The following is a 1,140-nucleotide window of genomic DNA, read 5'->3' as shown; positions in this document are numbered from 1 at the left end:
CGCATAGCTGACCACTTCGCGGTAACCGCGAGCCGCCATTTCGTTATAAACCGCAAAACGAGGGCGTTTGGTTTCAGGCAAGGCCAACATTTTCAGACGGCCTGAAGTATAGTCGTCAGGAATATTCTCATAACCGTAAACGCGGCCGATTTCTTCAATCAAATCGGCTTCGATTTCGATGTCGAAACGGAAGCTAGGAGAAGTAACACGGAAGCCTTCTTCGGTTTTCTCAGGCTGCAAACCCAAGTGTTGCAAGATAATTTCGACTTGCTCGGCAGGGATTTCAACGCCCAATACCGTTTTCAGACGGCCTAAACGCAATTCGACCTGTTTTGCCTCGGGCAATTTGCCTTGTGCTTCAACCATTTCACCGGCTGCACCACCGCAAATCTGCAACACCAATTCGGTAGCACGCTCAATGGCATCAGCTTGCAAGCGGTAATCCACACCACGCTCAAAACGGAAAGAAGAATCCGAACCAAAACCGTATTGACGGGATTTACCCGCAATAATCTCCGGAGCAAACCAAGCAGCTTCCAGTACGATATTTTGCGTGTCATCTGAAACCGCGCTTGCCTCGCCGCCCATCAAGCCGGCCAAGCTCAACGCACCTTTTTCATCAGCGACCACCAGTGTATTGTCAGCCAAAGTAACCGTCTTCTCGTTCAGACACGCCAAAGTCTCGCCATTTTGAGCACGGCGGACAATCAAACTGCCTGACAGCTTGTCAGCATCGAAAACATGCATAGGCTGACCGATTTCCAGCATCACATAGTTGCCGATGTCCACCAATGCGGAAATGCTGCGGATACCGCTGCGTTCCAAACGTTGTTTCATCCAATCGGGAGTAGCCGCTTTCGCATTGACATTTTCAATAACGCGACTGATAAAACGGCCGCAGTCGGCCGGTGCGTCAATACGGACAGCCTGTTTTTTCTCACTGCCGATAAAGGCCGTCTGAATTTCAACAGGCCTAAACGCACATTGAGTCAACGCAGAAACCTCACGCGCAATACCCTTAACGCTCAAGCAATCAGCGCGGTTAGGCGTAATTTTCAACGTAAACAGCGTATCGTCCAAATCCAAGTATTCACGGATATTGGCACCGACAGGCGCATCTTCAGGCAGAATGTGCAGACC

1 protein-coding gene is annotated in these 1,140 nt (G+C 50.3%); it reads right to left on the bottom strand.

Annotated elements, in window-relative coordinates; all coding sequences use genetic code 11:
* On the bottom strand, positions 1-1,140 hold a 1,140-nt coding region (locus tag ACTHUM_RS14855), incomplete at both ends, for a phenylalanine--tRNA ligase subunit beta (protein WP_440403271.1).

The sequence above is a fragment of the Neisseria sp. P0021.S006 genome (assembly GCF_051956895.1).
Note: the sequence above shows the minus strand (reverse complement) of the source record. Positions and strands in the feature narration are given on the sequence as shown.